The following is a 26,866-nucleotide window of genomic DNA, read 5'->3' as shown; positions in this document are numbered from 1 at the left end:
CCGCGCCGATCAGAGGACCTCCCAGCGGCCCGCTTTCGTTGAGCCGACGCGACGGATGGCTCCGGCCACTCTCAGGTGGTCCAGGTGGTACTTCACTCCGTCTGGCGTCAGGTCGACCCTCTGGCTTGGCTCATCCCTTCGCTCTGTGGAGCCTTGCAGACACCTTCTCCAAGAGTTCCCTTCTAATGGCTTCTCCGAGGTCCTCCATACCAAGTGCGCCAAGACGACCCTGTCCAGGTAGAGGTGCTCCTCAGAGGCCAGTTCTGCGTCTACCGGAAGCGGCGGTCGATCCTTGTGAGTGTCCAGGACACGCCTCGCCTCGTCTCCGAAACCGAACAGCCCGATCGGCAGTGACTTCATGTCCGTTGCCTCGGCCTTCAGCATGCCGCCACCTAGGTTGGTGCGGCCGGTCGTTTCCCGAAAGAGCCAAGCCAGAGATGAGTTCATGAAAGCCCAAAGGCAATAGTGCAACTCGCCTTCCCACCAGTCTACCGGGAGGTACAGTTCCACGTGGCTGTAAGTGTATGCTCTTCCGAAGTTCATGGTGCAGTAGAACCGGCTTCCGATGCCACGCGGCATGAACAGGGCTGGCACCTGACGTCTAGGAGAGACGGCAACTTCCGCGGTCGTCTCATAGTCCAGGTTTGCGAACTGCACCCTCTTCATCACTACCGGCACGCCTCCGGCGGCACCGGTTGCCCTGGCCATCGGGAAGTTCAAGCCTTGGCCGAATTTGATGGTACCTACTGGCGGCCGGCGCATTGCGGAGGTCTCGGAGAGTCGTCGAAGAGCCTCGCGCAGACAATCGGACATCGCTAGCTGGTGCCCCCACTTCATCGGAGAGGCGGTCTCGATCGATGCTTCCCGCACAACGTCGTTCATGGCGGCGTCGAGCATCTGATATGAAACATGAGCGCCTGCGGTCTTTCTCGAGAAGATCGACACAACGGTGTTGATGTTCTGTGCTCCCGCGTCTGGGAAGAACTTCCTCTCGGAGTCCACGATTTTCTCGAATCGTCCGCGTGTCAGAAACGACTGCTGGAACTTGCGCCCATAGTTCGTGCTGAGCCAGGCGTTTTGTGTGATGAACACCGCCGACCCGCGATCAGCTAGCAGGTGCGCAGCGCGCCAGAAGAAGTAGATAAGTAGATCGCTTCCCTTCGGCACGTCGACATCCCAGTCGTGTGCGGATTGACTCCGATAGGAAGATTTTAGCGTGGAGGGAAAGAGGGCACCGTTTCGCGACTCAACATAGGGAGGGTTGCCGATGACGATGTCGAAACCCTCGGCGACGCCGAACATGTAAGCCGGATCGAACCAATCGGCGCACGCGTTCTGGTCGTAGGGGTTCCAGCTGGCGACCCGCTTGGCAGCAGGTGATGGAAGACCGCGTGTTAGGAGCTCCACTTCGAGTGCCTGACGGATCTCGTAGTCCCGTTCGCGGCACAACAGTTTCTCGCGACGAGTTGCTGCGTGGAAATGCCGCTCGCGGTTGGCATGAAGACTGGCTTCGATCTGCTCCTGGTCGGGAGTGCGGATCGTGGCCTGGCCCGGCACACCGATCAGGGTGTTTGCGGCAAGGATGCGCGTCTCGAGATTGGGCAGAGGTCGGATTCCGAAGTTGCGAGCCGGGTCCTGCGATGTGTCCTGCTCGATCGCCAAGGAAATGAAGAAGCGCAACTTCGTGATTAGACAGGCAACGGGCTGGACATCCACGCCGTGGAGGCCGTTCTGAATCAAGTAGAGCTTCCTCCCGAAGTCCGAGTCGCGGTACTTGGTGAAGATCTCGTCGATTTCAGTGAGTCGTTCCTTCCGGGTCCTATCGTCGTCGGCCTGGAGATACGTGTCCCTCGCCCTTTCGCCCGCGCGGCGGCGCTGTTCCGCTTCCCAAAACTCGTTGTGCGGGTCGAGCCTTCGTAGGACCTGGGTTAGGACATTCAGGACGGAGATCAGGAAGGCACCGGATCCGACGGCGGGATCGAGGACGGTGAGGTCGGCTACGGCGTGGACGATGCCCTCTCGTTCGGCGGGTGTGAAGAGCTCCTCGTCTGACTCGTCGAAGGCGGCGGCCGGATCCAAGAGATAGAGTAGTCGTTCCCTCCACCAAGCAAGGTCGCCGTCGTCAGGCGCAACGGCGTTGGCGAGTGTCAGAGCTAGAGCTTCGTCGACCATGTAGTCCACGACAGGGCGTGGCGTATAGAAGGACCCGGATTGTTTGCGGGCCGTTTCCTTGGTTTCTGGGTTGACCGCCGCCAGCAAGTTCTCGAAAACGCTGCCCAGCAACTCCGGGTCTAGTGCGACCTCCTTCTCAACCTGCGTGTTCTCCTCGACCGTGAAGCGGTAGCGATCGAACAGGGGAATCAGCCCGTCGTCGTCGAAGAAGAGCCCATCGGGGAGGAGGATCTTCTTTCGGTGATCTGTGTTGTCCGTAAAGCAGTCGATTCGGTAGCCACCCCTTGTTTGCGAGAGGTCGGAGTCGAGACACTCGAACAAGCCGCCGTTGATGAACGGCGTCTCGCCGAAGAGCGACACCAGTCGGGCGGAGTCTGCCATCAGGTCCTGGTAGCGGAAGTGGCTCGGAACGCGGTGCGTTCGACGCTTGCGGCTACTGAAACCGCGGCGGTCGATCTCGGTGTTCAGCGTCGCGAAGAACAGGTTCTGCAGCACTGCGCGATACCAGGAGTGGCCGCCCTTCGCGTCGTAGTCCTTGAGCACTGCGTTCAACTTCTCTTGGACGAACAGCTCCTCGGCTACAAGACCCTTCTCCTTGATGAACCAGATGAACATGAGCCGGGTTATGAGCCGAATGACGTGGTGCTCTGGGTCGACGGTGCGGTTCGGATCCGCTGGAAACTTGGCTTCCTCCAGGGCCCGCTCGAACCATGTGAAGAGCTCCTTGTAGAAGCGCTTGTTCAGTTCCTCGGTGTCTAGAGCGTCGAGTACGGCGGCCCGGAGGCCATCGAAGTTCCGGCTCTTCCCCCGGCTCCCCATCCAGGCAAGTCGCTGGTTCAACGACAAATCGGCGAGAATGTCCACATGGGCGCGGTGGGGCGCGGAGGGCTCAACGTCCCGGATCAACGAGACGCCACTCAGGACCTCTCTCTTACCGTCTCGCTTGTGCGGCCTGCGGTCAACGAAGGCGAGCGCCATACGCCCGCCGCCGCGCTCGCGGAACAGGACGAACGCGGGCATCGCGAGGCCTTGGTTCATCTCGCGGGCGAACTGGGAGTAGCGGGTTCTGGAGTATGCGCTCCCGCGCAACTCCACCGCCACGAACAGGAAGCTCTTGGTGGAACCGGCGTCGAACCGCCCCGCGCCTTCAAGCAGGCTGGACTGAGACGCGTGCCGGATCTCGTCATCGCCAAGCTGAAACAGGACGCGAGCCGAAGTCGCTTCGGCCTTGAAGTCCCTGGCGGTCTTCGTGGCCCTTTGGTTTACCGTGAACGCCTCGGGGAGGTCCGCCACACGGCCTGTCTGGCCAGGCAGCGTTCGGTCGCTTCGGAAACCCAGACAGTCCAGCAGCCGGAACGCGGCCTCGTCGAATGGCAAGCCCGCGCCTTGGGCCAACGCATCGCGGACGGCGGTTCGCATCATGGGGTTCACGTCTGGCTCCCGGGTTCCGAGTCGATGATCGCCAGCCACGTCACCAACTCGTAGTCGCCGTCGACTCGAGGCGGTTGCGCCGCAGCGCGCGGCAGCATGCCGTCCTTGCGACCAAGCTGTTGGCCAGCCCGTCGCGCGAAGTTGCTGACGATGTTGCGGACAGCGCGCAGGATCAGGTCGTCGTAGTGGCCCATCTCCGCTCCGTTTCTCGTGCGTCGATCAAAGATCCCGCACAACTCCTCGATGGCCGAGTCTCTGCCTTGGGCGAGATCTCGGAACAGCGCGAGCGTCCTTCTGGCCGAAGTGAATCCGAACTCGACTTCGCCGTCGTCGCGGACGTAGACCAGGTCGTGGCTGCCCAAGGGGTTGATCCGGCGTCGGTCGGCACCCCGGCGACCGCGGCCTCCGGCGCCAGCGTCCTCCGGTGTTTCGTTGTCGCGTTGACGCAGACAGAAGATTGCGCCCGGCGCCACGGTTCCGCTCGGCGTGCTCGGCGGCACAACCGCGTAGAGGCCGAGAGCGGCCGCTTCGAGCGCTTCCCGCTGGGATGCGAGCAACTCCTGCAGGTCGCGGCGGAAGTCCGCCAACGAGAAGTCGGCCAGACTGACGGCGTCCTCGAAGTCCTCCAGATCGACCACCTGTTCCCTGAGCAGCCGCAACTGCTTGTCGCGGAATTGCAGTTCCTCCTGGACGATCTCCCTCGTCTGCTGGTCCTCCAGCAGATCGTCGCCCTGAGCAGCCGTCACATCGACCAGCGCCATTCGCGCCCGAACGCGGCTCTGGACGTTCAGGTAGCGGTCCAAGTCCTCGACGGGCCAGAAGTTCACCAGCTTCACGGACGCGTTCGGGGAACCAATCCGGTCCACGCGGCCGAACCGCTGGATGATGCGCACGGGATTCCAGTGAATGTCGTAGTTGATGACGACGTCGCAGTCCTGGAGATTCTGCCCCTCGGAGATGCAGTCCGTTGCCACCAGTACGTCGATTCCGTCTTCACGCGAGAACGTGCCGGCGTGCGACCCCGGGCTGAAGTTCGCCAGGATCTCGTCGTAGTTGGCTCGCCCGGATGTGGCCCGGTTGCCGCCGCTTCCCCGGACGAGTCCGATCTGGCCGCCTTCCGCCTGCACCGCCGGCGCCAGGTTGTCGTACACGTACTCCGCGGTGTCGGAGAACGCCGTGAAGACGAGGACCTTCCTGTTCGCGTGCCCGTGTTTCGTCCTACTCGGTGCCCGGAGCTTCTCCTCGATGCGCCGACGGAGTTCGGCGAGCTTGGCGTCTCGTCCGGGAACGACCTCGGCCGCCTCCGCCAGAATGTGGCGCAAGATCACCCGATCCTGCTCCAGGAGAGGGCGCCACTTCGCGATGTCGATGTGTCGCAAGTCAAAGCCGAGCTTGCCGCCGACGACGAAGTCGCCGTACTCGACGTCGGGGTCCTCGACGTCGTCCGGCGAGAGCTTCGAGTAGGGGAGGTCCAGATTGCGCGGTTCCGCACGCTCGAAGCGTTCGAACGCCGCGAAGAGGTCGTCGATCTTCCCGAGCGTCCTCTGCAGGGTCAGACGGAAGGACTCGACCGAGCTTTCGAGCCGCTTCAGGAGATTCACCTTCATCATCCCGATCAGGCTACGCTCGCGGCCCACTTGGGTGAAGCCGCTGACTACGTCACGCTCGTACTCGGCCCGCACCACGGGACTTAGGTCCTCGCGGAGGTACCCCGTGGGGTTGTACAGAGCCAGATTCAGGTTCTCGATCTGCTCGACCAGCCCATCGAAGGAGAACTTCGGGTTCTGGAGGTCGATCTCGGCATAGACCGACTCAGGCCGCTCTCGTGTCGGGAATGCGCCGAGTCGGCCCATGTCGTCTTCGTAGTGCTCCAGGATGTGCCGGCGGGACCGGGCGATGCTGACGCCATCCAGGAGACGGAGGAAGTCTGCGTCGAGAACATCGATCAAGCCTTCGCGCTTGCGCTCCGCCTGGGGCTTGCGAGCCCAGTCGGCGAATCGCCTCTGCGCCGCTTCCGTCGTCTGGCGGATGGAGTCGACGTCAAGGCGTTTCGGGCCGCCGAAGAAGCCGTCGGCCGCTGCTTCGCGGGTGACGTCGCCTCCCGCGATGAAGGAGATCTGATTCCGGAGGTCGCGTAGGTCGCAGTTGACCGGCGTGGCCGACAGCATGAGGACCTTCGTGTTGATGCCGCTGCCGACGATGTCCTCGATCAGCTTCTCGTACCGCGACTTTCGCCTGGGTTCGCCGTCGGCCTCGGTGCCCCGGGTGTTGTTGCGGAAGTTGTGGGACTCGTCGATAACGACGAGGTGGTAGTTCCCCCAGTTCACGGTAGCGAGGTCCTGGTCGCCACTCCAGCCGGAGCTACGGGAGAGGTCGGTGTGAAACAGGACGTCGTAGCTGAAGCGGTCTTCAGTAAACGGATTGACCGTCGAGTTTGCCTTGAAGCTCTTCCAGTTCCGCATCAGCTTCTTGGGGCAGAGAACCAGGACCCGTTCGTTCTGCAACTCGAAGTATTTGATGACGGCAAGGGCGGTGTAGGTCTTTCCGAGGCCAACGCTGTCCGCGAGGATGCAGCCGTTCAGTCGATTCACCCGATCGATGACGATCTTCGCGGCCTCCCTCTGGAAGTCGAAGAGCGAACGCCAGATCTCCGTCCGGCCCAGACCGCGCCGGTCGACATCTTCGTCGGTTCCGGCGAGGTCGGCCAGCTCGTCCCCGAAGAGGTGGAAGAGGGTCAGGTGGTAGATGAACTCGGGCGAGTGGTTGCAGTGAAGAAGTTCCAACTCGCGCAGCACGCGGTCCTTCACGTCTTCGGTTCGCTTCGTGTCGCTCCACCACTCCTCGAACCACGCGAGGAGGTCGTTTCGGTCACGGTCCCCGTCGACCACTAGGTTCAGTTCGACGTTCTTGCGCTCGTGGAGACCGAGCCCGGGAAGGGTGAAGTTCGAGCTGCCGATCAGGGCGTGCGCTCGGGCGCCCTGAACGTGGTACATCTTCCCGTGCAGTAGGTCGTCTTTGACCGAGTGGATCTCCGCCTTACGGCGGATCCAGTCGGCGCAGCGCTTCGCCTCGGCACGCTGCGTGAGCTGCCGAGTGGGCGCGAGACCCGCTTCCGTCAGCCCGAAGGCTCTTGCCGGCCGTTTGTCCCGCGACAGGGCACGCAGGTGTTGGGGCGCGCCGTAGAGGAAACGCATCCGCTCGACGCGTTCCAGTTCCGTCCTTAGCGCTTCGTAGGCGCTGATCGTGAAGTAGGCGGAGACGACCGAGAGCTCTGTGCCTTCCTGGAGGTGTGCCTTCAGGAAGTCTCCGGCCATGCCGCGGGAGCGGTTGTCGAGGATGCCGACAGGCGATGGAAGCTGCCTTGGGGCGTTAGGCATGGCCGCGGATGCTAGCCGCATGGCGGCTCGCGCGCACACTTGGTCAGGTATCAGCGTTCAGCTAGCGCGTCCGCGATGATCGTCAAACTGGCGGGACTTCGGCTGCGGCGGAGTGTTCTTCGCGTTGCTTTTTTCCGTCGCCCGTAGGAGAACGCCGAGCGCGGGGGTGTGGCAACTGAAGCCAGTCCGACGCAGCATAAGGCCCGCGCCGCAGCGACGGGGCCAGTCGATGGGAGCTAGGAGTCGGGCCCCGGTCGTCGGAAGCGTCCTGGAGTTCTCCGGTCTGACGATGCGGGGGGCCGCTGGTTGCGCTTGCGGAGCGCAACGATCCGCTCATCTGCCGGATCGTCGACGATTCGGCAAGGCAGTCGCGTCTTGCCGCGCACATGAGCGAGCACCTCTCCGAGGGCAGCTTCTACATCGCGGCCTGTCTCCGTTCGCTGGTTCGTCATGAAAGCTCCAGTCCCCGTCCGCGCCGATCAGAGTACCTTCTAACGGCCTGCTCTCGGTGAACCGACGCGGCGAAGGGCTCCGGCGGCCTTCAGGTTGTTCAGGTGGTACTTCACTCCATCCGGCGTCAGGCCGACCAGCTTGGCGAGCGCCTTCCGGGTGAGTTCGGGCTCGGCCCGCAGATGATCCAGGATCTGGTCGGGAACGGTTCTTCTGGGTAGTTTCTTGGGTAGTCGAGACCGTTTCCTGGGTAGTTTCTTGGGTAGTCTCGCCGGTCTTCCGGGTAGTCCGGCGAGACTTCAGGGTAGCGCCTCGGGCTGTTGGGCCCGCTCGGGTGGCCGAGGAGCGGAGCCGCCCCACCGAATTGACATGTCCATCGCCGTCACACTAAAGTTAGCCCTATGGCTAAATCAAGACAGAGGAGTATAGACCCTTTCCTGAACCCGTTTCGACCGGGAGCTGGTCACGCACCGCCGTGGCTCGCCGGCCGGACGCAGGAGCAGCAGGAGTTCAAGCGGCTGTTGGGACAGGTCCCGGTCTTCGAGAACCTCATCATCACCGGCCTTCGCGGAGTAGGGAAGACGGTGCTGCTGGAGACGCTTCGGCCGCTGGCCCGTGCGGCCGACTGGTTGTGGGTGGGCGCCGACCTTTCCGAGTCCGCGAGCTTGCGGGAGGATCACCTGGCGGTCCGCCTGTGCACGGATCTCGCTCCCCTCACGTCCGGCTTCGCGGTGACCGTCGAGCACCGGCAGGAACCCGGGTTCGGCGGGCAGGAGGTCGCGGTCGAGCAGCGTCTCGACTACCAGACCCTCCGCCGTCTCTATCAGGAGAGTCCGGGGTTGTCTCTCGACCGGCTGAAGACGGTGCTGCAGGCGACCTGGAGGGTCCTTTCCGCCGCACCGTCGAAGCCGAGGGGGATCGTCTTCGCCTACGACGAGGCCCAGAATCTGTCGGACCAACCGCAGCACGAGGAGTTCCCTGTGGCCCTGCTGCTGGACAGCTTCCAGTCGCTGCAGCGGCAGGGCCTTCCGCTGATGCTGGTGCTGGTCGGACTCCCGACGCTCTTCCCGAAACTGGTTGCCTCGCGGACGTATGCCGAGCGAATGTTCCGGGTCCGCTTCCTGGATCGCCTGAGCGAAGCGGAAAGCGAAGAAGCAATCCTCAAGCCCGTCGCCGACGCCCGCTGTCCCCTCCGGCTCACCGACGACTCGGTGCGCACGATCATCCAGATGTCAGGAGGCTACCCCTACTTCATCCAGTTCATTTGCCGCGAGGTGTACGACGTGTTCACGCAGCGAGCGGACCGTGGCCAGACCGCGTCGGTACCGGTGGCGGAGATCGAGCAGAAACTGGACACTGATTTCTTCTCGGGCCGCTGGTCTCGACTGACGGATCGCCAACGAGAACTGCTGTGGGTGGTCGCCCACCTCGACCATAGCGATGGCGAGTTCAGCGTACGGGACATCGTCCAAGGATCCGCGGCGCTCTCGAAGCCGTTCAGCGCCAGTCACGTCAATCAGATGCTCTCGAATCTCGCCGCACAGGGGCTGGTGTTCAAGAACCGCCACGGCCGCTACTCGTTCGCGGTTCCCCTGCTCGATCGCTTCATTCAGCGACAGACGATTGCGGCCGACGGATAGCGGCCAGCGCCGCGGACCGGCCAGCGGCCCCAAGCGGAGAATCGAGAATCGCGCTTTTGATCTTCCCGAAAGTCGAGGTGTTCCCCGGGCCCGCGCGTCCTACTCAGGCCCCGCGCCGACCGCCCGCCGGATCGAGATCATGTAGGCCACAGGATCGGCCGGGAAGGGCGCGGCGGGCGCGGCCATCGACATCCCTTCCGGCAGGAAGTTGCCTCGCCGTGATCGCTGGTGAAGCTCCAGCCGGTCGAGTCCGGTGCGGAACGCCTCGATCAGGCGTTTCGGGTCCACGTCGACGCCGATGGGGTTCCGCGCGAAGTCGCCGCCCTTCATCCACTCCAGGAGCGCTTCCCTGTTCGGGTAGTTGTCGTACTGGAGTTCGAGGCCGTTGCCGTCGGGGTCCTTGTAGTAGAAGGACGTCGTGCCGCCGTGATCGGTGCACCAGTAGGGCTCGACTCCTTCGTCGCGGAGGCGCTCGTAGGTGGCGAAGAGGTCCTCGGGCCCCGCGTACTGGTAGCCGACGTGGTCGAGGCCTTCCTGGGTTGGAGCCTGGTCCTGTGACTGGGGCAAGTTCGCGATGGCGATTCGATGGTGCTCCTGGTCGAAGCTGAGCCAACTGAACATCTCGTTCTCGAAGAACGCCTCGCAGCCGAGCACCAGCTTGTAGAACGCGCGCATCGCGTCGAATCGCTTCGTGCGCAGGAAGATGTGGTGGATGTAGCCGGGGCGGATGGTGGAGTTCGAAGACACGATGGACTCCTTGCTGGGATTGTTGCGGGGTCGAATCGTCTGGTCAGGCCGCCGCGACGACGTTGCGAAGCACGCCGACCCGGTCGGCCTCGAGTTCGACGACGTCGCCAGCGCGGAGGAATTTGCCCTGGAACACCCCGACGCCGGCCGGCGAACCGGTCAGCATCACGTCGCCCGGTTCGAGCTGCATGAAGCGCGAGACGTGCGCCACGCAGCGGGACACCGAGTGAACGAAGTCCGTGGTCCGCTCGTCCTGACGTACTTCGCCGTTGACCCGGGCCCGGAGGCGGATGTCGAGCGGCTCGGCGAACTCGTCGGTGGTGACCAGCGCCGGCCCCATCGGCTTGAACGTGTCGAGGCCTTTTGCGTGGCTCAGGGAGTACTCGGGACCCTCGAAGGACTTTCGCTGGAGATCGCGGGCCGAGACGTCGTTGGCGAGCGTGTAGCCCGCCACGTGTCGCAGCGCGTCGTCCTCGTCGATGGAGGCGCCGCCTACGCCGATCACGGCAGCCAGCTCGATCTCGTAGTCGACCTGGTCGGGCGCGACAGCGGGCAGCACGATCTCCTCGCCGGGGCCGATGACGGCGCTTCCCGGTGCCAGGAAGAACACCGGCTCGGACGGCGGCTCGATGCCTCGGGCCTTGAGGAACTCACGCGTCTCCTCGACGTGGCTGTGGAAGTTGATGCCCATGCCGATGACCTTGCCGGGGCGCAGGACCGGCGCGCGGAGGGTGGCGTCGCCGGGCGCGCAACGCCGCTTCGACTCCGCATCGCGAACGGTGCCGAGTTCCGGGTCCGCTCGGAGCGCCTCGCCGAGGTCCTCGTAGGGGAGATCGAGGATCTCGAGTTTACCGCCGGCCGCCTCGAGGGCGATTCCTTCGGTCGTCGTGAACAGTCTCATGCTTCCTCCACGTTCGCAGGCGTAGCCGTGCAGTAGACAGCGGCGAGCGCGGCTCCCAGACCCGCCTCGAGCTCGGAGCTTCCATCCGGGTCTCTCCAGGCGACGTGACCGTCCGGGCGCACGAGGAGGGCACCATCCGGACCGATGCCGCTGATCGCCTGCCACTCGCCGCGGGGATCCGCCAGCGCCGCGCCGTCGCCGATCGCGTGAGCGGCAAGCCCGAGGGACTCGGCGGCGGCGACCCAGCGCGCACCTCCGGCGCCGCAGATGACGGTCGGCCGGGACGGGTCGACGAGATCCAGGGTGGAAACACGGCCGCCCTCGCCTTCGACCCAGGCGTGGGGCAGACGGCTGCCCGGCCGGGTCGAGGGCACGAAGTCGAAGGTCGACGTTGCGGGCGCAGGTGGCGAGGTCCCGTCCGGAACCAGCGCGCCGCGCTCGTAGTGCTGGCCGAGGTCCAGGCCCAGCATGTCGAAGTGCTCCCTCTGTCCGTCGATCGCCGCCTGGATCGCGCTCCGGCGCTCCTCCTGTTCGGGCAGCCGCCGTAGGTCCGCCCGCGCCTCGTCAGGTGCGAGGCCCGGATCGACCTGCAGGGCTTCGACCACCTCGATCATCTTCAGGTGATTCGACAGGCTCTGCTCCGCGTTCACCGACGCGACGGGTTGCCGCTCCTGGTCGTAGGTGGCCAGCAGCCGCTCGTCGGCGCGTCCTCCGAGCACCGCCGCGATCTTCCAGGCGAGATTGAAGGCGTCGGCGACGCCGGTGTTCATGCCCATGCCGCCGGTCGGCGGGAAGCGGTGCGCGGCATCGCCGACGAGGAAGATCCGCCCGTCGCGGTAGCGGTCGGCCACCTGACAGGTCATCTGCCAGAAGCCGGTTTCCCGAATCTCGAAGTCGGCCTCGGCGCCGATGGCGTCCTCGACGAGCTGCCGGCAGCGCTCAGGGGTGAACGACTCCTGCGACACCCGTTCCGGATCGTACGGGTGCATGAAGATCCAGGTCGAGTCGATGTCGTGGGCGATGAAGACCGCGGGCTCAAGCGGATCGAGGTGCCAGTAGAGCAGGCCGGGGTGCTCCTCCACGACGTGGCGGAGATTGCCCTGGACGAATACCGAGAGGTAGCTCTGGACGTGGGCCGGTCCCTCCATGCCGATGCCGAGCGCGCGTCGCACCGGACTCCCCGCGCCGTCGCAGCCGAGCAGGTAGCGACTGCGGATCTCCAGGTTCTCGCCGGTCTTGTGATCCCGAGCCTCCGACACGACCCCGTTCTCGTCCTGCGTGGCGCCGAGCCACTCGACCTCGAAGTCGATCGAGGCGCCCGCGTCGCTGGCCGCGTCGAAGAGCACGGGCTCCAGTCGATGCTGGGGAATGTTCATCGTGGGCGTCGGCGTCGAGGCGAACGTCTTCATGATGCGTTCGGGCGATCCCAGTTGGAGGTCGCCGATCACCGGGCCGGCCAGCGTCTGGACCCAGCGGATCGAGCCCTGGTCCTGGGGTCTCGTGGCGACGGCGACCGTCTTCTCGGCCGGAATGCCGGCGGCCCGGAAGATCTCCATGCTTCGAGCCGAGACAACATGCGCCTGCGGCGCCGTGTGCAGGCCGGACCGTCTCTCCAGCACCCGGTTGGACACGCCCATCCGGCTGAGCAGCCGGGAGCAGCAGAGCCCGACCGGTCCGGCTCCGACGATCAGAACGTCGACGTCGTTCTCGTGTCGTGTCATGGGTCTCCTTCGTCCTCCACGCGGTAGCGCTCGGCCTCGGCGTCGTAGTCCTCGAATCCGACCATGCGCCGCAGACGCTCGAAGTCCACGGCGCGGTCAGGCTGCTCGCCGCTTCCCAGGGCTCGAAGAGCGTCGAGCATCGCCGCGGTGGCGGCGGAGAGAAGCGTCAGCGGGTAAGCAGCGATCCTGTAGCCGATCTCCTCGAGCCGCTTGGGCGGTAGCAACGGTGTGTCGCCTCCCTCGACCAGGTTCGCCATCTTCGGGCCGGGGACCGCTTCGCAGAACGCGGCCATCTCGCTCTCGGACCGCGGACCTTCGAGGAAGAGGATGTCCGCGCCGAGGTCGGCGAAGGCCCGGCAGCGGGCGATGGCTTCGTCCAGTCCGTCGGTGGCGCGAGCGTCGGTGCGGGCCATGACCAGAATGTCCGCGCCTTCATCGCGCGCGTCGGCCGCGGCGCGGACCCGCGACAGGGCCTCGGCGCGGGAGACGACCCGCTTGCCGCGGGTGTGCCCGCAGCGCTTGGGCGCCTCCTGGTCTTCGATCATCACGCCCGCGAAGCCGGCGGCCGCGTAGCTCGTCACCGTGCGCTTGACGTTCAGGGCGTTGCCGTAGCCGGTGTCGCCGTCGCCGATCACCGGCAGCCGGGTGGCCGCACAGATGTTGCGGCCCTGGTCGAGCATCTCGCCGAAGGAGATGAGACCCGTGTCCGGCATCCCCAGGCGGCTGGCGGAGACGGCGAACCCGCTCATGAAGGTCAGCTCGAATCCCGCCTGCTCGATGAGCCGGGCGGAGAGCGCGTCGAAGCAGCAGGGCATCACCCGGAGTCCGGGAGCGTCGAGCAGGGCGCGCAGCCGCGCCGCGGGGGAGGAGTTCATGCGGCCAACGAACGTAACATCTGCTCTCTAGGGCATCGAGCGGATGACGAGGAGATCCCATGGCTGAGTTCAGCAGGCCTACCCGAGGCCCGATCCGGGGCATCCACCACATCACGGGGCTGGTCGGTTCCGCCGCCAACGACCTCCGGTTCTACCGAGATGTGCTGGGGCTCCGCCTGGTGAAGAAGACCTGCAATCAGGAGAACCCGACCTCCGGCTGGCACTTCTTCTTCGGTGACCGCCTGGGCCACCCGGGGACGATCATGACGAACATCGTCCTCGAGGGCATCCCGATGTCGCCGGCCGTCGACGGTCGCGGTTCGATCACCGACGTGAGCTACTCGGTGTCGTCCGGGAGCCTGGACTTCTGGCGGGAGCGACTGACCGCGGCGGGCTGCACATGCACCGATCGCCCGGCCCGGTTCGGCGACCCCGTCCTCCACTTTCGGGACTTCGACGGCATCTCGTCGGAACTCGTCGGCTGCGAGGACGCCCGGATACCGGAGCTGGCCGACCTTCCCGGGGAGCACCAGATTCGCGGCTTTCACCACGCCACGGTCGCGCCGCGCATTCCCGAGCTGACCCTGCAGTTCCTCGTCGGCGTCCTCGGTTTCGAAGTGGTCGCCACCGAGGGCAGCCGCACGCGGCTCGCCGTAGGCGGCAACGAGCCCGGCAAGCTGATCGATGTCGTCGAGCGAGGCGACGGGCCCTGGGGGCGGCACGGTCTCGGCGGCCTGCACCACATCGCGCTGACGGTCGACAGCGTCGGGGACATGGAACGGTGGACCCGGATCCTGGCCGGTGCCGGCCTGATCGTGACCGGGGCTCGGGACCGCGGCTGGTTTCACTCGACGTACTTCACTGCCCCTGGAGGCATCAACCTGGAGCTGTCGAACCTCGACCCGGGCTGGACGGTGGACGAGGACCTCGACTCGCTGGGGACGATCCTCTCGCTGCCGAAGCACCTGGAACCCCAGCGGGAAGCGATCGAGGCCGCGCTTCCTCGCGTCGAGTTCTGACCGGCCGAGCCGCCATGATCGAGCCCTACGATCGCGTTCCCTTTCCCGTCTTCTTCCGCGAGGAAGCCGACTTTGGCGACGTCTACGGCGGGCCGGGCGGCTTCGTCTTCTTCGACAGTCACCTGCTGCGGCCGCGCGAGCGCGCCTCGAAGACGGTCGTCATCTTCAACCACCCGATCGGCGGCGGCGCCTGGTTGCCGCTGGTGCGGGGACTGGCGGCGGCGGGCCACCACGTCATCTACTGCAACGGGCGCTATCGGGGGAACGACACGGCCCTCATCATGGAGAAGTGCGTGGTCGACCTCGGCCGCACGATCCAGCACGCGAAGGAGGAACTCGGCTACGAGCGCGTCCTGCTCGGAGGGTGGAGCGGCGGCGGCTCGCTGTCGCTCTACTACCAGCAGCAGGCGGAGAACCCGACCGTCACCCACACGCCGGCCGGAGACCCGTACGACCTGACGGCGGCCGGGTTGGTTCCGGCCGACGGCGTGATGCTGCTGGCCGCCCACATCAGCCGCGCCGGAACGCTCACCGAGTGGATCGATGCCTCGATCCTCGACGAGCGCGAGCCGCACCGGAAGGACCCGGAGCTCGATCTCTACAACCCGGACAACCCGAATCAGCCGCCCTACTCGGACGAGTTCCTCGAGCGCTACCGGCGGGCGCAGGTCGCCCGCAACGCGCGGATCACGGCCTGGGCGGTCGAAAGGCTGGCGGCTCTGAAGAGCGAGGACGGCGCCCAAAAGGAACACTGCTTCGTCGTCCAGGGAACGATGGCGGATCCGCGCTGGCTCGATCCGGCGGTGGATCCGAACGGCCGGGCCCCGGGCAGGTGCTATCTCGGCGACCCGGAGACCGTGAACACGGGGCCGACCGGTCTGGCGCGCTTCACGACGCTGCGGAGCTGGCTGTCGCAGTGGAGCCTCGGGAAGTCGAACGCCGATGGCCTGGCGTGCGCGGCGGAGATCAGCGTTCCGGTGCTCGTTGTCAACAACGGCGCGGACGACGCGTGCACGCCGAGCCACGCGCGGCGGCTCTACGCCGCGGTGTCCCACGACGACAAGGAGTTCCGCGAAATCGCCGGGGCCACCCACTACTACCTCGGGCAGGGCGACAAGCTCGCCGAGGCGGTGGCCATCTGCGGCGCCTGGATCGACCGCTGAACCGGAGGTGCGAACGTGAACCGACGACAATTCCTCAGATCGGGCGCCGCGGCCGGCGTCGTCGCCCTGGTCGGCGGCCCCTCTTTAATCCGCGCCGCCGACGGCGGCGTGCTCCTCGGCTTCGTCGGCGACCTGCTCACCGACCGCGACGATCCGGACGAGGCCTACGCGCCGGTGCGCGATCTACTCGCCGCGCCGGACGTGCTGTTCGGCAACCTGGAGGGGCCGTACTCCGACAATCCCCGATCGGTGCCCAGCGCCGGGTTGGCCCTCGTGCCGCCGGCGCGCAATCTCGACGTTCTGAGCCGGGTCGGCTTCGACGTGCTGTCGCTGGCCAACAACCACATCCTCGACGGGGGGCGCGAGGCGATGCTCGAGAACCGGCAGCGCCTGCACGAGCAGGGGGTCAGTACCTGCGGCGCCGGCGGCAGCCTCGAGGAGGCCCGCGCTCCCGCGATCCTCGAGGCCGGCGGCGTGAAGGTCGCCTACCTCGCCTACGCCTCGGTCTTCCCCCGCGGCTACGAGGCACGGGGCAGCCTTGCCGGACTGGCGCCGCTCAGGGCTCACAACTTCTACCAGGACCTGATCGACGACGCCTACACGCCGGGCGCCGACCCGCGGGTATCGACCGTGCCCGACAAGGCGGACCACGACAACCTCGCGGCCGACATCGCGGCCGCGAAGGAGCAGGCGGATCTGGTCGTCGCCAGCTTCCACTGGGGCGACCACTTCAAGGCTCACCACCTGACCGACCACGAGCTGCGCACCGCCCGCCTGTGCATCGACCTGGGGGTCGACATCGTCGTCGGCCATCACCAGCACGTCCTGCGCGGCATGGAGTGGTACCGCGACCGGCCGGTGTTCTACGGCCTCGGCCACTTCGTCTTCGACGTCCGGCTGGACCGCTGGCCGGAGGAGATGGTCGCCGCCATGCCGGTCCTCGACGACGATGCGGACTACTACGGCGTGGCGCCGCGCAGGGGCTGGCCGCTGATGCCGCTGCACCCCGAGGCCCGGATGACCGCTCTGGGCTACGTCAGGCTCGCGGAGGGGACGCCCTCCGAGTTCGGCTTCGTGCCCTGCCGGCTGAATCCGGAAGGCGCCGTGCGCGCGGTCGATCCGGAGTCACCCGAGGGCCGGGAGGTCGTGGACTACGTCGATCACGGCTGTGCGAGCCAGAACCTGAACGGCCGCGTGGACAGGACGGGTTACGTCGACGTGGGTGGACATCGCGGCGTGCGCATCCTGCCGGCGGAGGAGCGGGCAGGAGACCCCTAACGAAGTAGGTCGACGAAGTCTCGGGGACTCAGCACGACGACCCCCTTGTAGGAAGAAACGTCGAGCAGGTCCCGGTCGCCGCTGACCACGTAGTCAGCCCCTGCCGCCAGGGCGCACGCGAGGAACTTGTCGTCGTCGGTGTCCCGGGAAACCGATTCCGGAAGCGGAGGCGACGGAACAAGAGTGGCCGAGACAGCCAGGAGTTCCAAAGCCGGCCTCAAGTCGACGGCCGGGAAGCGATCCGCCAGTTCCTCGCCGACGCGCACATACTCTTCGACAATCTCGCGAGAGAGGACGACCTCCGCCTTGCCGTTCCGCCACGCTTCCAGGACCCGACCTGGGGTGCCTCCGAAGAAGACTCCGGACACGAACACGTTCGTGTCGAGTACGACCTTCACCGGGAGCGAACGGCTGCGATCGCCGAGGCAACGTCCGATCGCTTCATGCCCGCGCGACGGGCCGCTTCGCGTGCTCGCTCCATGACCTCATCGAACTCGCGTATCGAGGGTGCAGCGATCGGTTTGAGCACGATCGTGTCCCCTTCCCCGATGACCACGAACTGAACGCCGGGCTCGAGCCCCAACCGCGTTCGGATGGCACCGGGAATCACAACCTGGCCCTTCGAGGACATCTTGGTCGTCTGAATCTCGGCCATGGCGAGAATCTTACCAGTAAGACGGCCGGTTTGCGACTAGTCCAGCCGCGGAAGCGGCGCCGGCACGTAGAGGATCGGGTCCCTGCCGTCGTAGCAGACCCAGCACTGGCCGGTCTCGCCGCCAGTCACCGCCTCGATGACGGCATCCGCGACCTGGGCGGGCGGCATGAGCCGAAGGTCGGCCTCCCTCACGAACTCGTCGGCCTCGGGGCCGAAGATCTTCGTCTCGACCGCGGCCGGGCAGATCGCGTTGAGCGTGATTCCGCGCTCGGCGAGAGGCGGTGCGAGCCCGCGAACCAGGCCGACCACGGCGTGCTTGGTCATCGTGTAGACGGGGTCCACTTCCCACGTCGCCAGCCCGGCAACCGAGGCCGTGACGACGATCGCTCCGCCGCCCCGGTTCTCCAGCGCTTGCACGGTCGCACCCACGCCGAAGACGACGCCGTCGATGTTGGCCCCCGTGACGCGGCGATAGGCGTCCGTCGGCATGGCGGCGATGTCGAAGGCGGGAAAGCCGCCCCCGGCGGCCGGATAGGTCGTCACGCCGGCGTTGAGGTGGACCAGGTCGAGGCCACCGTGAACCTCGACGACCCCGGAGACGACGCGGGTCCAGGCGTCCCGGTCGCTGACGTCCAGGTACGCGAACTCGCCTCCGACCGCGTCCGCGACGCCCCGCCCCGCGGCTTCGTCGAGATCCGTGACGACGACGTGCGCCCCCCGGCCGGCAAGCGCTTCGCAGGTGGCGCTGCCGATGCCGGATGCGCCGCCGGTGACGAGGCAGATCTTGTTGTCGAAGTCAGCCATGGTGCCTGAGCCCTCAGAGGATGATGGAGAGATTCTCGCCCATCAGCACGGTGTCGTCGATGATTACCGTGCGCCGCCGCAAGCGGAAGTCGCCGTCGCTGCGACCCAGGAGATCGCGGCGCTGGGCGGTGAGGAAGCTCCGCTCCCGCGGGCCGCGGCTCTTGAAGGCCATGAGCCCCGAGAAGACCTCGATCCCGCCGTCTTCGTGGACTTTTCCCGGCTCGACGTTGCCGACGATGCGGCGGGTGATGGACGGCGGCATCTCGGCCCAGGCCATGCCCGACTGCAGCCGTTCGATGCGCGTCCTGATCCCCGCGTAGTCGTCGTCGATCAGGAACACATCGGCTGCCTGGGTGAGCTCCCGCTCGACGGTCCAGGCGCCGAAGTCGCCGACGTCGCCCTGCGCGGTGAGGTAGCGGGTCGGGACCTGGTAGCGGACGCCAACGTCCACCATCTCGAGCCAGAGGTCGTAACGCCGCTCGTCGAGCAGGCGGGCCTCCCGCGCGTACCAGAGCTGCAGGTCGGCGAGCAGTTGAGCGTCGACGGGCGTCATGCCGACTCCCCGGTCATCTCGCGGACCCAGCGCAGGTAGAAGCCGCGCTGGTTGATGTCGCTCGCGGTCAGGCCCACCTCGCCAGGCAGCCCCGCAACCTCCCCTTCGTGCCCCAGGCCCATCGACAGGTTGAGCCGGTGTTTCCGGGCCTGGTGGCCGACCGTGTTTCTCGTCACGCCGGTCCAGTTGGCGGAGTCGTCCTGCTCGAAGGCGCCGGCGGGGCCGAACGCGGCGATCGATCGCTGGATCAGGATGTCCTTGACCCGCTGCGGGGCGTCCCGGTCGACCATGCAGTAGGACCAGAGCTCGACCTCGCCGGGGCCGATCGGGTGAATCACCCGGATGGAGTTGAGGATGGGGATCATGCCGAGCGTGGGGAACACGAGGCCATGGATCGGGAACAGGCGCGGCCTCATCTCGCCGAGGCGCTCCCTCATCTCCCCGGCGATCGATTGCAGGTACTCATTGACCTCCTCGTCGAAGCCGCCGCGCTCTCCGGGGGAGATTTCCTCGGGAATGATGTCGACGCCGATGCCGTGGCCGAGCTCGGGGCGGATCTCGCGGGCCATCGGGATCGGCGCGGCGCGGCTCTCGATCGGTCTCGGCAATTGCGATCCGTGGGTGAAGCCGACGTGGTACTCGTCGCCGACGTGATTCTCGGCGACGACCTTCCAGTTGGCGGGGATCCGCCAGCGCTGCACGCCCAGCAGCTCGGTGCCGCCGGCGCGCCGGTCGAGCAGGATGTCGAGGTACCACGCCATGTGGCCGAGGTAGTCGGCGAGCGGCTCGGCGTCCGGGTCGAAGTTGCCGAAGACGAGTCCCTTGTAGCTCTCGACCCGCGCCACCCGGACGAGGCCCCACTCCTCCTTGTCCAGCTCGCCGTAGTAGAGCTGCTTCTCGCCGGGTGCCGCCAGCAGCTTGCCGTCGCAGGCGTAGGCCCAGCCGTGGTAGCGGCAGTTGAACGACTTCGCCACGCCGCGGTCCTCGTGGCAGAGCTGCGCGCCCCGGTGCCGGCAGAGGTTCAGGAAGGCGCGGACCTCGCCCTCCAGCGTGCGGGTGACGAGAATCGGCTCCTCACCCATGTGGGTGCGAAAGAACGAGCCGGGCTCGGGCAACTGGCTCTCGTGGCCGAGCAGTAGCCAGCAGCGGCCGAAGATCCTCTCCTGCTCGAGCCGGTAAAGCGCCTCGTCGGCGAAGATGTCGGGCCGGATCCAGGAGGCGTCGGGCGCCACGCTCCGTTCGATCAGGTCAACGCAGGCGTTCATCGTGCGCCGCCCGACCAGATCAGGCTCGGGTCGTCGTCGCCGAGCACCTCGACCCGGCGCCGCCAGCCGAGGTCCGGCCCGACCAGGGCGATGACCACGACGCCGGCGACCGCCCAGCCGACCGGCCCGATCATCCCGCCGTACGAGCGGCCGACGAGCTGCTCGGCGCCGAACATGTTGCCGACGTGGTTGAGGACGCCGTGGATGAGGATCGCCGGGATGACGCTGCCGCCCGCGGCGTTGACGAAGTAGAACGCGACGATCGTCATGCCGATCGTCGACAGGAAGAAGATCAGGTGCCACTGCACCAGGGCGGCGAGAGTCTGCTGGCCGGACAGGATTCCCGGGATCTCGCGCGGGAAGTGCCACAACGCCCAGAGGACGCCGAGCACGACGCAGGCAACCAGGGGGTTGCTCCACTTGCGGACGAGCAGCGGCAGGGCGTAGCCGCGCCAGCCGAGTTCTTCGAGCAGCGCGCCCTGGTTGAGAAAGCCCGCGACAAGGAGGGTCACGACGAAGGTCCGCCAGTCCAGCAGCCCGATGTGGGCGACCGCGTTCGGAACCCTGGCCGGGTCGCCGAAGAGCTGCTCGACGATCAGCAGGCTGCTCACGAAGGTCACCAGGAAGCCGACCAGGATGGCGTAGAGCTGGGCGCCTTCGCGAAGGCTCACGTTGCCGCGGATGGGGCGGTAGAGACCGACCAGGGCGCGAAGCCCGAGCCGCTTCCAGCCGATCCAGACGATCAGCAGCGCGGCCAGCGTCGGCGCGAAGGGGAACGAGAACATGGGCAGCAGGATCGACATCTTGCTGGCGGCCGCCTGCATGTACAGCAGGACGCTGTCGCCGTGGTGGTGGAGTGTCGGGTGCGCCGCCCGGGTCGCGTCCCGGTAGCCCACGAACTCGCCGTAGGCGCTGTAGTCGGGGCCGCGTTCCCCCTGCAGCACGACCTCGACCGTCATCAGGTAGATCCAGGCCAGCAGGCCGATCAGCACGGCCGCGGCGTAGAAGGTCCAGAAGGGATGGCGTCGGATCAGGTCGCGCATTGGTGTCTTGCCCTCCTCATCGGATGTGCTCGGCGACGGTCGCGATCAGCGCGTGGTGCCAACCGGTGGCCGCGTCGGTGCGGTTGACGGTGCCGGCGAAATAGATGCCCGCGGCGGGGTCGTGGTCCATCTTCGCGCCCCAGGCGCCCGAGTGTCCCCACAGCTCGCCGGCCTGGTAACCGGTCCTGAACAGCCCGAGCCCGACACCGGTTCGCCGCGGCGCGAGACCCGGCGGCTGCTGCCAGGCGGTCATGTCGCGCAGGGTCGGGTCGGAGCCGTAGAGCTTCCGGTCCATCAGCGCTCGCAGGAAAAGGACGAGGTCTCCGGCGGTGGTGACGAGGCCGCCGCCGCCCCAGTCGAAGGACAGGTTCCCTCCCGAGCTCAACACGGCCGTGCCGCGGGCATGGACGTCGGACTCCGGCTGTCGACGGGGTCCGAGCGGCGGATCGTCCCGGTAGGCCAGGTAGGTGTCGCCGAGACCGCAGGGCTCGATGATCCGGTCCCTCAGGTTCGCGTGGTAGCTCTCGCCGGTGACTCGCTCGACGAGCAGCGCGAGCAGGACGAAGGCGGTATCGCTGTAGTGGAACGCGGCGCCCGGCTCGAACAGCGCCTCGGCCATGTCCGGCTGCGACAGGTAGTAGTTGATGACGCCGCGTTCGTTCTCCGCGTCGCCGTCCGGCAGCCAGGGGGACCACGCGACGGTCATGTCCCGCGTCGCGTTGCTGCCGATGATCGATCCCGGCGCCGCTCCGCCGGCATCCGCTGAGGTCCGGGAGCCGTCGTCGACGAAGGCGTCGCGGAACCCCGAGGTGTGCGACAGCATGTGACGGAGGGTGACGCCGGCCAAGGCGGGCCGCCCGCCCCGTGTGAGGAGCCGCTCCTGCACCTCGTCGGGGAAGACCTCGAACTCGACGTACCTGGCGTCGACCCCGGCGCGCCCGAGGGCGCCTTCCTCGGCGAGCTGAAGCACGAGGAGCGCGGTCATCGACTTGCTCACGCTCGCCGTATGGAAGCGATGCCTGGGCGTCATCGCCTCGCCGGTGTCCTCGCGGGCGACGCCGACGGCGTGCTCATAGGCGAAACCCGCCGCCGGCGCCTCGATGCGCGCCACCGCGTTCCTGGCGCCGGCCGCCGACTGGCCTTCGAGCAGCGAGTCGAGCTCGCGCTCGAGGCTGCTGGAAGCGTTCGTGGCCGGCGCGTTCTGCGTCATCCCGGGACCTGCCGGGTGGTGGCCGACAGCCGCGTCTCGCGGCGGCGAATGAAGCGCCGGATGACGGCATGGCGCTCCGCGGTGAGCGGATAGCGGAACAGGACGACGCCGCAGGCCAGCAGGAACACGGGCGCGACGACGCCGACGATGACCTGGAGCCCGAGGTTCGCCGACGCCGTGTTCTCCGGGATCGCCGGGTCGTACCCGACCCAGGCGAGCAGGAAGTAGCCCAGCGAGTAGCCGACCGCGTTCATGCCCTTGTAGATCAGGTGCTGGAGGGCGAAGTAGTTGCCGGTGCGCTGCTTGCCGCTCTTCATCAGGTCGTAGTCGGCGGTGTCCGTGAGCATCGCCATCGGCATCATCATGTGCGGCGCCTGGAAGATTGAGATCGCGGCGCCGAACAGCGCGATGACGAAGAACGGCGTCGCGCCGGGCGGCATGACGAAGATCAGCGGGAAGACGAGCGCCTGACCGAGAACGCCGAGCCCCCAGGTCCGGTGCTTGCCGAGCCTGAGCGCCAGCCAGCCGGTGGGCGGCATGGCTGCGACCTGAACCACGATGACGATGAGCAGGAAGATGGATACCCGGTCGCCGAAGCCCCAGTAGTTGGACAGCGCGATGATGAGCACGGAGTACGACACGCCGGAGGCGATGTAGTTCAGCGACTCCGCGGTCATCAGCGACCAGAACGGGCCGTTGGCCCGGACCGCCTTGAAGGACTCGATGATCGACGTCTGGGGCTGGCCGGCGCTGCGACCGACCGGCGCGCCGATGCACGCCGCCCCGAGCAGCAGCGGGATCAGCGCGATGCCGATCCAGCCGAACAGGGCCATCGTGTCGCGGTTGAACTCGGCCGAGGCCAGGAGTCCGACGGATTCGTGGGCGAGCAGCGGCGGCAGGATGAAGAAGAGGAGGCCTCCGACGAGTAGCGCCGTCGTCAGGTAGAGCGACAGTCGGGAGCGCTCGCTGTAGTCGTCGGAGAGTTCGCTCGACCACGCGCGGAGCGGGATGTTCATGACCGTCATCGCGACGTAGTAGAGGAGCAGGCCCAGCAGGAAGTACCAGTTGCCGGCGCCGGCCGGGGGCATGAAGAAGACCCACATGGCGAGCATGCCGAGGAGAGAGCCCGCCAGGAGCCAGGGCTTGCGGCGGCCCCAGCGGCCCTTCGTCGCGTCCGACAGGTAGCCCATCGGCGGATCGGTCAGGGCGTCCGCTATCCGGGCGACGAGCATCGCCGTGCCGATACCCGCAGTCGTCGCCGCGGTGTGCTGGGCGTAGAACGCGGCCAGGACCGCCGGCATCGGAGGAATGAACAGCGCGAGCGGAATCCCCGGGCTGGCGTAGAACAGCAGATGTCGCAGCGGGACCCGCTTGGCCAAGCGTCGTTCTCCTTGCCGTAGTCCGGTTCAGTATAGTCAGAAGTGACCCGCAAGTCAGTTTTGCGCGAGTTGGAGGACACCGTGCGCATCGACCACATCGAGACCATTCACCTCTACTTCGAGTACCCGGAGGGGAAGGGCTGGGTGGGGCCCTGGGGCAGGGTCAAGGGCCGCCTCGCTTCGCTGATCCGGGTGCACACCGACGACGGCCGGGTCGGAACCGGCTCCGCCTACTCGCATCCGGAGCTGGTGGAGGTGACGGTCAAGCACCTGCGCCCGTTCCTGATCGGTCTCGATCCGCTCCAGATCGAGAGGATGTGGTGGCGGCTGTTCTTCCGCACCAACTGGTACGGCCGCAAGGGCGTGGCGCTGACGACGATGGGCGGCCTCGACCAGGCGTTCTGGGACCTTCTCGGCCAGCAGGAGGGGAAGCCGGTCTGGGAACTGCTCGGCGGCGAGGATTCCCGCGTCCCGGCCTATGCCAGCGGCCTGCTCTACAGCTCACCCGAGACCGTCGCCGATACGGCGGTCCGCATGGTCGAGAAGGGCTTCCGGCGGGTCAAGTTCCGGACCGGCGTCGACGAGCAGTACGACCGCAAGACCGTCAGCCTGACCCGCGCCGCCGTCGGCCCGAAGATCGACCTGATGGCCGACGGAACCCGGCGCTACAACCTGGAGATGGCGACCTCGCTGGCGCGGCACCTGGTGGAGCACCGGATCTTCTGGTTCGAGGAGCCCTTCCAGCCGCTGGAGATCGACGACCTGGTGGCGTTGAGGCAGGTCGCCGGCCTGCCGATCGCGGTGGGAGAGTGCGAGTTCGGCGTCGAGGGCTTTCGCGAGCTGATCCGCTGCGGCGCCGCGGACATCCTCCAGGCCGACGCCAGCCGCTGCGGCGGCATCAGCGAACTGAACAGGATCGCGGAGATGACGAAGAGCGCGGGGCTCCAGTTCGCGCCCCACAGTTGGTGCGATCCGGTCGCCGTGATCGCAAACGGCCACGTCGTGGCGGCGCACCGGCACGGGCTGACCGTCGAGGTCGATCAGACCGGCAACCGGTTCATCGAGGGTCTGCTGGGGGAGCCCTTGACGGTCGAGGACGGCCTGCTCGATCTCGGCCGGCGTCCCGGACTCGGCATCGAACTCGATCCCGACTTCGTCGAGGCGCACCGGTTGCCCGACGTCACGCAGATTCCGGACGGGAACCACGGCGACATGATCTTCGGGTTCCACGCCACCGACCCGATCCCGCCGTACACGACGCTGGACGGGCGGCGGCTCGACTTCGACTAAGGCGGAGCGTCCTCGGCGCGTCGAAGGCGCCGCACACCGGGTGCGCCGGCGTCCCCGCCGGCATCCGCTCTAACGCCGGCCCGTCTGTTCGACCAGCTGCCGAAACCTCGACGACTTCGGCAGCTCCGGATCGCCCCCGAAGGCGGCCCGGTAGATGATGAGACTGTGCAGGTCGACGAAGGAACGCCGCTTTGCCGGCGTGTGGTGCCAGGCGTCGTCGATGCGATGGCGGGCGAACAGCGCCTGGTCCATGCCGTCGCCGAGAGCGTTGACCAGCTCGCGGAGCGGTCCCCGATCCTTCGCGTCGATGCCGAGGAATGAGACCAGGAACGACACGATCCGGTCGGCGATCTCGCGGTTCCGGCGGTTCCAGAGTTCCGCGAACGGCTCCTCGACATCGGTCATGCGCACCAGGCAGCGGATCATCCCGGAGTTCTTCCGGAACACGTCCGCGTACCAGGCAACGATCGTGCGGACCATGGCGTAGGCGTCCATGTCGAGGTCGAGTCCCGGGAAGGTCGACATCTCGTAGGCGACGTACTCCCGGCACAGCTCCTCGAGAAAGGCGCTCCTGCTGTCGAAGTAGATGTAGAAGGCGCCCTTCGCGACCCCGGCCTGGCTGCTGACCCGGCTGATCATCAGCGAGTCGACGTTGGTCGTCTGCAGCAACTCGCAGCCGGACGCCATCAGGCGAACCCGCGTCCGCTCGCCCTTGGCCTTCCGGAGGCCTTCCTCGGCCGCCAGCGCCTCATGGAAGGCGGCGGGTCGCCGCGGCCTACCCACGATACGCAGACGGGTGGAGACGTTGGCCTCGGGCATCAGGAGGTGCCGCGGTTGAACACGAAGTAGTCGTACGAGGCCCGCGCGATCTCCGCGATCACCGGTTCCATCGCCGCGTTGGACGGCAGCCTGGACTGCTTGACGAAGACGACGGAGATCACGTGCCCCGCATCGCCCGGCAGGGTGATGACGCCCACGTCGTTGGTCGTCTCGCCGATCGTGCCGGTCTTGTGGGCGACCGGGGTGCCCGGCGGCAGCGCTCCCGGGATCCGGTTCTCCCCGGTCTCGCAGCGGGCCATGATGTCGATCAGCAGGGCCGAGCTCTTCTCGCTGAGGATCTCCCGCTTCCAGATCTTCCGCAGAAGGGCGGCCATCGCTCGAGGCGTTGCGGTGTCGCGCGGGTCGGAGTTGAACACCTCGTTCAGCTCGGTCAGCCGGGCCTCATCCAGTTGACTCGAGTTCCCTTCCAGGATGAGACGGTTGTACTCGGCCGGCGGCATCGGCCTGGCGACGGTGGCGTCTTCCCGGCCGAGCCAGTTCGCAATGTACGCCCGGGTCGTCCGGTCCACGCGGATTCCCTCGGCGCCGAACTCCTTCATCCGCCCGGTGATGGCCTCGGCGCCGCCGGCCTCCCGAAACAGCAGGTCGGTGGCGATGTTGTCGCTGATCCGCAGCATCAGGCCGAGGACGTTCTGGATGGTCAGGCGCGAGCCGGGCGTGTCGAAGAAGTCGCTGAGGACGCCGTGAGTGACGACGTGATCGCTGGTCCGCATCGTGATGAGGTCGTCGAGCGACCTCTTGCCCTCGTCGACCTGCGCGAGGATCTCGACCGCGATCGGCACCTTGTAGGTGCTTGCCATCGGGAAGCGCTCGTCGGCGTTGAGCAGTACGCCGCGACCGGACTCGAGGTGGATCGCGGCGACTCCCACCGTCCCGAGGCTGGCCTCGGCGAGGCGTTCGATCTCGGAACCGAGGTGCTTCAAACCGGGATCGTCGCCCAGGAGTTCGAGGCGCTCGGAGGCCGAAGCCGGTGCGGCGACCAGGGCGACGATGGTGCCGGCTAGCAGGAACACGCGCAGGCGGGGACGGAAGAGGTGCAATCGAGACATCGGT

General features: G+C 66.9%; 21 protein-coding genes. 5 read left to right on the top strand and 16 right to left on the bottom strand.

Annotated features, from left to right (window positions below; translation table 11 throughout):
* Nucleotides 1-9: 9 nt before the first annotated feature.
* Together OXI49_14165 and OXI49_14160 are read right to left on the bottom strand one after the other, a co-directional pair.
* The gene (locus OXI49_14165) at nt 10-3,594 is read right to left on the bottom strand and encodes an Eco57I restriction-modification methylase domain-containing protein (protein MDE2691658.1); all 3,585 of its coding nucleotides are present in this window, start codon (nt 3,592-3,594) and stop codon (nt 10-12) included.
* A 5-nt stretch (nt 3,595-3,599) separates the two neighbouring features.
* Nucleotides 3,600-6,980, bottom strand: a complete 3,381-nt coding sequence (locus tag OXI49_14160) for a helicase-related protein (protein ID MDE2691657.1) — start codon at nt 6,978-6,980, stop codon at nt 3,600-3,602.
* A gap of 851 nt (nt 6,981-7,831) precedes the next feature.
* Between OXI49_14160 and OXI49_14155 the strand changes: the two genes are divergently transcribed.
* Nucleotides 7,832-9,070 (top strand): AAA family ATPase, encoded by a 1,239-nt coding sequence (locus OXI49_14155; protein MDE2691656.1) that lies wholly within the window; start codon nt 7,832-7,834, stop codon nt 9,068-9,070.
* A gap of 99 nt (nt 9,071-9,169) precedes the next feature.
* On the opposite strand, the gene OXI49_14150 is transcribed toward OXI49_14155, so the two are convergent.
* The 4 genes from OXI49_14150 to OXI49_14135 are packed head-to-tail and all read right to left on the bottom strand — an operon-like array spanning nt 9,170 to nt 13,314.
* Complete coding sequence (locus tag OXI49_14150) at nt 9,170-9,817, bottom strand: VOC family protein (protein MDE2691655.1); 648 nt, start codon at nt 9,815-9,817, stop codon at nt 9,170-9,172.
* 43 nt (nt 9,818-9,860) lie between these two features.
* Entirely contained in the window at nt 9,861-10,718 is an 858-nt protein-coding gene (locus OXI49_14145) for a fumarylacetoacetate hydrolase family protein (protein ID MDE2691654.1), read from the bottom strand.
* Nucleotides 10,715-12,439 carry an FAD-dependent monooxygenase gene (locus OXI49_14140; protein ID MDE2691653.1) on the bottom strand — a complete coding sequence of 575 codons (1,725 nt, stop codon included), beginning with the start codon at nt 12,437-12,439 and terminating at the stop codon, nt 10,715-10,717. Before OXI49_14140 ends, OXI49_14145 begins: the two co-directional genes overlap by 4 nt.
* Entirely contained in the window at nt 12,436-13,314 is an 879-nt protein-coding gene (locus OXI49_14135) for an isocitrate lyase/PEP mutase family protein (GenBank protein ID MDE2691652.1), read from the bottom strand. Before OXI49_14135 ends, OXI49_14140 begins: the two co-directional genes overlap by 4 nt.
* Nucleotides 13,315-13,373: 59 nt before the next feature.
* Between OXI49_14135 and OXI49_14130 the strand changes: the two genes are divergently transcribed.
* From OXI49_14130 to OXI49_14120, 3 genes are read left to right on the top strand one after another with little or no spacing between them, the layout of a single operon-like run.
* Entirely contained in the window at nt 13,374-14,333 is a 960-nt protein-coding gene (locus OXI49_14130; protein ID MDE2691651.1) for a VOC family protein, read from the top strand.
* A 14-nt stretch (nt 14,334-14,347) separates the two neighbouring features.
* Entirely contained in the window at nt 14,348-15,496 is a 1,149-nt protein-coding gene (locus tag OXI49_14125) for an alpha/beta hydrolase (protein MDE2691650.1), read from the top strand.
* A gap of 15 nt (nt 15,497-15,511) precedes the next feature.
* Nucleotides 15,512-16,774, top strand: coding sequence for a CapA family protein (locus OXI49_14120; protein MDE2691649.1), 1,263 nt, complete (start codon nt 15,512-15,514; stop codon nt 16,772-16,774).
* On the opposite strand, the gene OXI49_14115 is transcribed toward OXI49_14120, so the two are convergent.
* Genes OXI49_14115 through OXI49_14080 form a run of 8 tightly spaced genes read right to left on the bottom strand, consistent with a single transcriptional unit; the run spans nt 16,771 to nt 23,683 of the window.
* Nucleotides 16,771-17,172 (bottom strand): putative toxin-antitoxin system toxin component, PIN family, encoded by a 402-nt coding sequence (locus OXI49_14115; protein ID MDE2691648.1) that lies wholly within the window; start codon nt 17,170-17,172, stop codon nt 16,771-16,773. The genes OXI49_14120 and OXI49_14115 overlap by 4 nt on opposite strands.
* Complete coding sequence (locus OXI49_14110; GenBank protein ID MDE2691647.1) at nt 17,169-17,429, bottom strand: AbrB/MazE/SpoVT family DNA-binding domain-containing protein; 261 nt, start codon at nt 17,427-17,429, stop codon at nt 17,169-17,171. Before OXI49_14110 ends, OXI49_14115 begins: the two co-directional genes overlap by 4 nt.
* 36 nt (nt 17,430-17,465) lie before the next feature.
* On the bottom strand, nt 17,466-18,233 hold the full coding sequence (locus OXI49_14105; protein MDE2691646.1) for an SDR family NAD(P)-dependent oxidoreductase: 768 nt from the start codon (nt 18,231-18,233) through the stop codon (nt 17,466-17,468).
* A gap of 13 nt (nt 18,234-18,246) precedes the next feature.
* Nucleotides 18,247-18,786, bottom strand: coding sequence for an aromatic-ring-hydroxylating dioxygenase subunit beta (locus OXI49_14100; GenBank protein MDE2691645.1), 540 nt, complete (start codon nt 18,784-18,786; stop codon nt 18,247-18,249).
* Nucleotides 18,783-20,051 (bottom strand): aromatic ring-hydroxylating dioxygenase subunit alpha, encoded by a 1,269-nt coding sequence (locus tag OXI49_14095; GenBank protein MDE2691644.1) that lies wholly within the window; start codon nt 20,049-20,051, stop codon nt 18,783-18,785. The genes OXI49_14100 and OXI49_14095 overlap by 4 nt, the downstream gene beginning before the upstream one ends.
* Nucleotides 20,048-21,094, bottom strand: a complete 1,047-nt coding sequence (locus tag OXI49_14090; GenBank protein ID MDE2691643.1) for a CPBP family intramembrane metalloprotease — start codon at nt 21,092-21,094, stop codon at nt 20,048-20,050. The genes OXI49_14095 and OXI49_14090 overlap by 4 nt, the downstream gene beginning before the upstream one ends.
* A gap of 16 nt (nt 21,095-21,110) precedes the next feature.
* Nucleotides 21,111-22,304, bottom strand: coding sequence for a serine hydrolase (locus OXI49_14085; GenBank protein MDE2691642.1), 1,194 nt, complete (start codon nt 22,302-22,304; stop codon nt 21,111-21,113).
* Entirely contained in the window at nt 22,301-23,683 is a 1,383-nt protein-coding gene (locus tag OXI49_14080; protein ID MDE2691641.1) for an MFS transporter, read from the bottom strand. The genes OXI49_14085 and OXI49_14080 overlap by 4 nt, the downstream gene beginning before the upstream one ends.
* Before the next feature lie 42 nt (nt 23,684-23,725).
* Between OXI49_14080 and OXI49_14075 the strand changes: the two genes are divergently transcribed.
* Complete coding sequence (locus tag OXI49_14075; protein ID MDE2691640.1) at nt 23,726-24,973, top strand: mandelate racemase/muconate lactonizing enzyme family protein; 1,248 nt, start codon at nt 23,726-23,728, stop codon at nt 24,971-24,973.
* Between the two features lie 69 nt (nt 24,974-25,042).
* Here the strand turns inward: OXI49_14075 and OXI49_14070 are convergent, their stop codons facing one another.
* Both OXI49_14070 and bla read right to left on the bottom strand, forming a co-directional pair.
* On the bottom strand, nt 25,043-25,792 hold the full coding sequence (locus tag OXI49_14070) for a TetR/AcrR family transcriptional regulator (protein ID MDE2691639.1): 750 nt from the start codon (nt 25,790-25,792) through the stop codon (nt 25,043-25,045).
* Nucleotides 25,792-26,862 (bottom strand): class A beta-lactamase, encoded by a 1,071-nt coding sequence (gene bla, locus OXI49_14065; protein ID MDE2691638.1) that lies wholly within the window; start codon nt 26,860-26,862, stop codon nt 25,792-25,794. Before bla ends, OXI49_14070 begins: the two co-directional genes overlap by 1 nt.
* Nucleotides 26,863-26,866 lie beyond the last annotated feature (4 nt).

This window comes from Acidobacteriota bacterium, assembly GCA_028875725.1.
Lineage (GTDB): Bacteria > Acidobacteriota > Thermoanaerobaculia > Multivoradales > Multivoraceae > Multivorans.
This window is presented reverse-complemented; position numbering and strand designations above follow the sequence as displayed.

Bases quoted from the DNA above. Each gene is read 5' to 3' on its own strand.
- OXI49_14165 (MDE2691658.1), bottom strand. From the start codon at position 3,594: ATGATGCGAACCGCCGTCCGCGATGCGTTGGCCCAAGGCGCGGGCTTG.
- OXI49_14160 (MDE2691657.1), bottom strand. From the start codon at position 6,980: ATGCCTAACGCCCCAAGGCAGCTTCCATCGCCTGTCGGCATCCTCGAC.
- OXI49_14155 (MDE2691656.1), top strand. From the start codon at position 7,832: ATGGCTAAATCAAGACAGAGGAGTATAGACCCTTTCCTGAACCCGTTT.
- OXI49_14145 (MDE2691654.1), bottom strand. From the start codon at position 10,718: ATGAGACTGTTCACGACGACCGAAGGAATCGCCCTCGAGGCGGCCGGC.
- OXI49_14140 (MDE2691653.1), bottom strand. From the start codon at position 12,439: ATGACACGACACGAGAACGACGTCGACGTTCTGATCGTCGGAGCCGGA.
- OXI49_14135 (MDE2691652.1), bottom strand. From the start codon at position 13,314: ATGAACTCCTCCCCCGCGGCGCGGCTGCGCGCCCTGCTCGACGCTCCC.
- OXI49_14130 (MDE2691651.1), top strand. From the start codon at position 13,374: ATGGCTGAGTTCAGCAGGCCTACCCGAGGCCCGATCCGGGGCATCCAC.
- OXI49_14125 (MDE2691650.1), top strand. From the start codon at position 14,348: ATGATCGAGCCCTACGATCGCGTTCCCTTTCCCGTCTTCTTCCGCGAG.
- OXI49_14110 (MDE2691647.1), bottom strand. From the start codon at position 17,429: ATGGCCGAGATTCAGACGACCAAGATGTCCTCGAAGGGCCAGGTTGTG.
- OXI49_14105 (MDE2691646.1), bottom strand. From the start codon at position 18,233: ATGGCTGACTTCGACAACAAGATCTGCCTCGTCACCGGCGGCGCATCC.
- OXI49_14100 (MDE2691645.1), bottom strand. From the start codon at position 18,786: ATGACGCCCGTCGACGCTCAACTGCTCGCCGACCTGCAGCTCTGGTAC.
- OXI49_14095 (MDE2691644.1), bottom strand. From the start codon at position 20,051: ATGAACGCCTGCGTTGACCTGATCGAACGGAGCGTGGCGCCCGACGCC.
- OXI49_14090 (MDE2691643.1), bottom strand. From the start codon at position 21,094: ATGCGCGACCTGATCCGACGCCATCCCTTCTGGACCTTCTACGCCGCG.
- OXI49_14085 (MDE2691642.1), bottom strand. From the start codon at position 22,304: ATGACGCAGAACGCGCCGGCCACGAACGCTTCCAGCAGCCTCGAGCGC.
- OXI49_14070 (MDE2691639.1), bottom strand. From the start codon at position 25,792: ATGCCCGAGGCCAACGTCTCCACCCGTCTGCGTATCGTGGGTAGGCCG.
- bla (MDE2691638.1), bottom strand. From the start codon at position 26,862: ATGTCTCGATTGCACCTCTTCCGTCCCCGCCTGCGCGTGTTCCTGCTA.